This window comes from Dietzia sp. DQ11-38-2, from assembly GCF_014145055.1.
In the GTDB taxonomy this organism is placed as follows: domain Bacteria; phylum Actinomycetota; class Actinomycetes; order Mycobacteriales; family Mycobacteriaceae; genus Dietzia.
The window spans coordinates 1,179-6,022 of sequence record NZ_JAALDW010000516.1; the positions used below are offsets into that span (position 1 = coordinate 1,179).

Below are 4,844 nucleotides of genomic sequence, written 5' to 3' on the forward strand. Positions count from 1 at the left end.
CGCCGTCGGTCTGTGTCCGACCGTTTCCGTCTCAGAACGCGCGGGCCGCGGTGTGGCGCCGGGGGTGATAGGGCAGAATGGACGAGGTCCCACCATGGGCCGTACGGCCGCTCGACGAGGACGTCGGGGGGCGTTTGACGCACGAGACGGGCGCGATCCGTCCGGGACGAGGAGAGCGATGACCGACCCGCGGGACGGCTACAGACGTGTGATGCTCAAGCTGGGCGGAGAGATGTTCGGCGGGGGCGGCGTGGGGATCGATCCCGATGTGGTCCAGTCGGTCGCGAGGCAGATCGCCGAGGTCTCCCGCACGGGTGCGCAGATCGCGATCGTCATCGGCGGCGGGAACTTCTTCCGCGGCGCCCAGTTGCAGCAGCGTGGTCTCGACCGTGCGCGCAGCGACTACATGGGGATGCTCGGCACCGTGATGAACTGCCTGGCGCTCCAGGACTTCCTCGAGCAGGAGGGCGTGTCGACCCGGGTGCAGACCGCGATCCACATGGGACAGGTCGCGGAACCGTACATCCCCCTCCGTGCCGAGCGACATCTGGAGAAGGGACGGGTGGTGATCTTCGGCGCGGGCATGGGGATGCCGTACTTCTCCACCGACACCACCGCCGCCCAACGCGCGCTCGAGATCAAAGCGGAGGTGCTGTTGATGGCGAAGGCCGTCGACGGGATCTACTCCGACGACCCGCGGACCAACCCCGACGCCGAACTGTTCACGCGGATCGAGCACCGCGAGTGCCTGGAACAGGGACTGAAGGTCGCCGACACCACCGCGTTCAGTCTCTGTATGGACAACAAGATGCCGATCCTGGTCTTCAACCTCCTCACCGAGGGCAACATCGCGCGCGCGGTCGCCGGTGAGGAGATCGGAACCCTCGTCAGCAGCCCGGCCTGAGGCGCAGGACCCCCCACCTCACTCACGTAGAGAACGGAAGACATCACATGATCGACGACACCCTGCTCGAGGCCGAGGAGAAGATGGAGAAGGCCGTCGAGCGCGTCCGTGACGAACTCGCGGCCATCCGCACCGGTCGCGCCAACCCCGGCATGTTCAACCGGGTGCTCTGCGAGTACTACGGGACCCTGACCCCCATCACCCAGATGGCCAGTGTCTCGGTTCCCGAACCCCGGATGCTCATCATCAAGCCGTACGAGATGTCCCAGATCGGGCCGATCGAGAACGCCATCCGCAATTCCGATCTCGGCGTCAATCCGACCAACGACGGTCAGGTCCTCCGCGTGACGGTTCCGCAACTCACCGAGGAGCGTCGTCGCGACCTCGTCAGACAGGCCAAGGCCAAGGCGGAGGACGGCCGCATCGCAGTGCGCGGGGTCCGTCGAAAGGCGATGGACGAACTCAAGCGCATCGTCAAGGACGGCGAGGCCGGCGAGGACGAGGTCAACGCCGCCGAGAAGGAGCTCGACAAGCTCACCCACCGCTTCGTGGCCGACGTGGACGAGCTCGTCAAGGGCAAGGAAGGCGACCTCATGGAGGTCTGACCACCGACGCACCCGCCGACCGACCCCCGAGATCCGAGGAGAATGCCGTGGACACCGCCCCGCCAGGCCCACCCGGGCCCACAGCCGCGGCAGCTGCTCCACCATCGCGGGCGGGCCGGGACCTGACCCGCGCCATCCCCGTGGGCGTCGGGCTCGGGGCGCTGGTCATCGCGAGCATCGCGTTCAACCCCAGGGCCTGGTACCTGGTCGCCGCCGGCGCGGTCGCCATCGGGACCTGGGAGGTGTTCAAGCGTCTCCGGCAGGCCCAGTTCCGGCTCCCGCTCCTGCCTCTGCTCCTGGGCGGGCAGGCGATGGTCTGGGCCGGGTTCTTCGCCGGGGCCAGAGGGGCCTTCGCTGCGTTCGCCGCCACGACGGTTCTGGTCCTGGTCTGGCGGCTGTTGATGGCGGGCCTGACCACGGCACCGCAGAACTACCTCCGGGACGTCTCGGTCGCCGTCTTCGTCCTCGTGTGGATCGCGGTCCCGGGCGCTCTCGGGGCCATGCTCGCGGACGGCGACTTCGGGGCCCAGCGGGTCGTCGCCCTGATCCTGTTGGTGGTGTGTTCGGACGTCGGGGGATACGTCACAGGCGTGCTGTTCGGCAAGCATCCGATGGCGCCCGCGGTGAGCCCCAAGAAGTCGTGGGAGGGCTTCGCCGGCTCGATGGTGTTCGCCATCGTCGGGGGCGCGCTCGTCGTGGTGTTGTTGTTCGACGACAACGTCTTCAAGGGCGTCCTGCTGGGCGTCCTCACCGTGTTCACCGCGACCCTGGGCGACCTCATCGAGTCCCAGGTCAAGCGGGACCTCGGGATCAAGGACATGGGTACGATGCTGCCGGGACACGGCGGGTTCATGGATCGCCTGGACTCGGTCCTGCCCACCGCCGTCGTGGTGTGGATCATCTTCACCTTCGTCGTCCCGACCTGACCGCACCGGGCACCGTCGGCAGGTCAGTGGCCGCGGGCGCTCACCTTGCGCGCTCGGCGGGCACGCATACGGAGCTGGAGGATGCGGAACCCGGCGAACAGCGCCATGATCAGCGCACCGGCGATGGCGGCGAACAGGATCAGCACCCCCAACGGGAGGCTGAACTCGAGGCCGAGATATCGGACGTCGGTCGAGGTGGTGTTCTGCGCGACGAAGACCAGCAGCAGAATCGTCACCAGAGCACCGAGGACCAGCCCCACCCACGCCGATCCGAGTCTGCCGGCCGAGACATCGGGAAGTCCGGCGTCAGGTCCCCGCCCGGCATCCCGGGCCCCTTCGGCGGGCACCGGCGCCGAGGCGGAGGCGTGGGTGTCCTCGAGAGGGGCGATGTCGGTCGACGCCGGATCGTGATCGGGTTCTACGGGGTCATGCGAACGCGTGGGCATGACAGGACTCTATTCCCTCCGCCCGGCCCCCGGCATCCGCTGGCGGTGTGTCGTGCAGACCGGTTTCTGACACAATGGCACCCATCATGGTTGAGCCACTGCCCCTCGTCTTCGACGCCCCCCGGCGGGGTCTTCCCCCTCGTCACTTCGCCGATCTCGACGCCGCGGGCCGGGCCGAGGCGATGGGTGAACTCGGGGTCCCCGCGTTCCGGGGCAAGCAGCTCGCCAACCAGTACTTCGGTCGCCTCGAGGCGGACCCGGGTGCGATGACGGATCTGCCGGCCGGTCTGCGCGAGCAGATCGGTTCGGAGTTGTTCCCGCGCCTGGCCTCCTCGGTCCGGCACATCGCGGCCGACGGGGGCACCACGCGCAAGACCCTGTGGAAACTCCACGACGGGTCGCTGGTCGAGAGCGTCCTCATGCGTTATCCCGACCGCGCCACGCTGTGTATCTCGAGCCAGGCCGGGTGTGGAATGGCGTGCCCGTTCTGTGCGACCGGGCAGGCCGGGCTCCAGCGCAATCTCTCGGCCGCCGAGATTCTCGAACAGGTCCGGGAAGCGGCCCGGGCCATGCGGGACGGTGAGGTCCCCGGGGGGCCGGGCCGACTGTCCAACGTGGTGTTCATGGGAATGGGGGAGCCGCTGGCCAACTACAAGCGGGTTCTCACCGCGGTCCGGGGGATCGTCTCCCCGCCACCGTCGGGGTTCGGACTGTCCCAGCGGTCGGTGACGGTGTCGACCGTGGGGGTGGTGCCCGCCATCCACCGGCTCGCGGAGGAGGGGCTGCACGTCACCCTGGCGGTGTCCCTGCACACTCCCGACGACGAACTGCGCGACACCCTGGTCCCCGTGAACAACAGGTGGCCCGTCAGCGAGGTCATGGACGCCGCGCGGCACTACGCCGACGCCACGGGTCGTCGCGTGTCGATCGAGTATGCGCTGATCCGCGACGTCAACGACCAGACCTGGCGCGGGGAGATGTTGGGTCGACTGCTCACCCAGCGGCTCGGGCCCATGGCTCATGTGAACCTGATCCCGCTCAACCCGACACCGGGCAGTGAGTGGGACGCCAGCCCGAAGCACAAACAGGACGCATTCGTGGCGGCGGTTCGGCAATCCGGGGTGTCCTGCACCGTCAGGGACACCCGGGGTCAGGAGATCGCGGCCGCCTGTGGCCAACTCGCCGCCGAAGGGTGAGGCCGGGGGATGCCAGCCGCTCCGGAGCACAGACGAGGCCGCCGCCCGCGAGATTCGCGGGTGGCGGCCTCGTCGTACCGGGCTCTCAGCGCTTGGCGGGAGCGGTCCCGACCGCGCCGGACGCCGCGGCACCGACCACCGAGTAGTGATCGGCGGGCACCTCGTACACCCTGGCCTTCTTCAGGCTGTCATCCTTCTTCGGGCGCAGCGAGTGGAACATCCAGGCGGCGAGGAACAGGGCGATGGCGACCACCCAGATGTCCTCGACCCGGCCGATGTGGTTGCCGAAGAGCATGGCCAGGAGGAACAGCACGAAGAAGCCGCCCACGGCGAGGCCGACCTTCCTGCTGTGCTGGTGCCAGCCCCATTCAACGGAGGGCTCGTCCAGCGAGCTGATGCCCCCCACGACGATTTCCTTGCTGGTGTGGTGCCCGTCCGCGCTCATGCTCCCCGGTTCTCCTCACGGCTCGCTGGCGGCCCCGCGGGCCGCCGACATCGCGTCCAGTCTGGCACACGCCCGGTGAGGGACTGTGGGTAACCCGCCCGCATCGGGGCCGGGCGTGACCACGCGATGCGGCGCCGGGCGCTCCGGACGTGGACAATGACGAGGTGACCACGCGCGTTCTCATCCTCGGAAGCACCGGTTCGATCGGTACCCAGGCACTGGAGGTGACCTCCGGGGCCGGCCCCGGCCGGTTCGACGTGGTGGGCCTGGCCGCGGGCGGCGGGCGGATCGGGCTGCTCGGCGACCAGATCGCCGCCACGGG

6 protein-coding genes and 1 pseudogene are annotated in these 4,844 nt (G+C 69.0%); 5 read left to right on the forward strand and 2 right to left on the reverse strand.

Translation table 11 applies throughout. From position 1 onward, the window contains the following. The first annotated feature begins 178 nt into the window (after positions 1 to 178). From pyrH to G6026_RS16070, 3 genes are read left to right on the forward strand one after another with little or no spacing between them, the layout of a single operon-like run. The gene (gene pyrH, locus G6026_RS16060; RefSeq protein ID WP_107756633.1) at positions 179 to 904 is read left to right on the forward strand and encodes a UMP kinase; all 726 of its coding nucleotides are present in this window, start codon (positions 179 to 181) and stop codon (positions 902 to 904) included. Between the two features lie 47 nt (positions 905 to 951). After that, a complete protein-coding gene (gene frr, locus G6026_RS16065) occupies positions 952 to 1,509 on the forward strand; it encodes a ribosome recycling factor (protein ID WP_107756632.1) in 558 nt (185 codons plus the stop codon). Between the two features lie 47 nt (positions 1,510 to 1,556). Further along, on the forward strand, positions 1,557 to 2,435 hold the full coding sequence (locus G6026_RS16070) for a phosphatidate cytidylyltransferase (protein ID WP_107756631.1): 879 nt from the start codon (positions 1,557 to 1,559) through the stop codon (positions 2,433 to 2,435). 23 nt (positions 2,436 to 2,458) lie between these two features. Here the strand turns inward: G6026_RS16070 and G6026_RS16075 are convergent, their stop codons facing one another. Beyond that, positions 2,459 to 2,881, reverse strand: a complete 423-nt coding sequence (locus G6026_RS16075) for a lipopolysaccharide assembly protein LapA domain-containing protein (protein ID WP_182613755.1) — start codon at positions 2,879 to 2,881, stop codon at positions 2,459 to 2,461. 86 nt (positions 2,882 to 2,967) lie between these two features. Between G6026_RS16075 and rlmN the strand changes: the two genes are divergently transcribed. Further along, positions 2,968 to 4,077 carry a 23S rRNA (adenine(2503)-C(2))-methyltransferase RlmN gene (gene rlmN, locus G6026_RS16080; RefSeq protein WP_182613756.1) on the forward strand — a complete coding sequence of 370 codons (1,110 nt, stop codon included), beginning with the start codon at positions 2,968 to 2,970 and terminating at the stop codon, positions 4,075 to 4,077. An 85-nt stretch (positions 4,078 to 4,162) separates the two neighbouring features. Here the strand turns inward: rlmN and G6026_RS16085 are convergent, their stop codons facing one another. After that, complete coding sequence (locus G6026_RS16085) at positions 4,163 to 4,522, reverse strand: DUF2631 domain-containing protein (protein WP_107756629.1); 360 nt, start codon at positions 4,520 to 4,522, stop codon at positions 4,163 to 4,165. Between the two features lie 149 nt (positions 4,523 to 4,671). Here G6026_RS16085 and G6026_RS16090 point away from each other — a divergent pair. Beyond that, positions 4,672 to 4,844 (forward strand): annotated as a pseudogene (locus tag G6026_RS16090) (1-deoxy-D-xylulose-5-phosphate reductoisomerase); the annotation flags it as partial.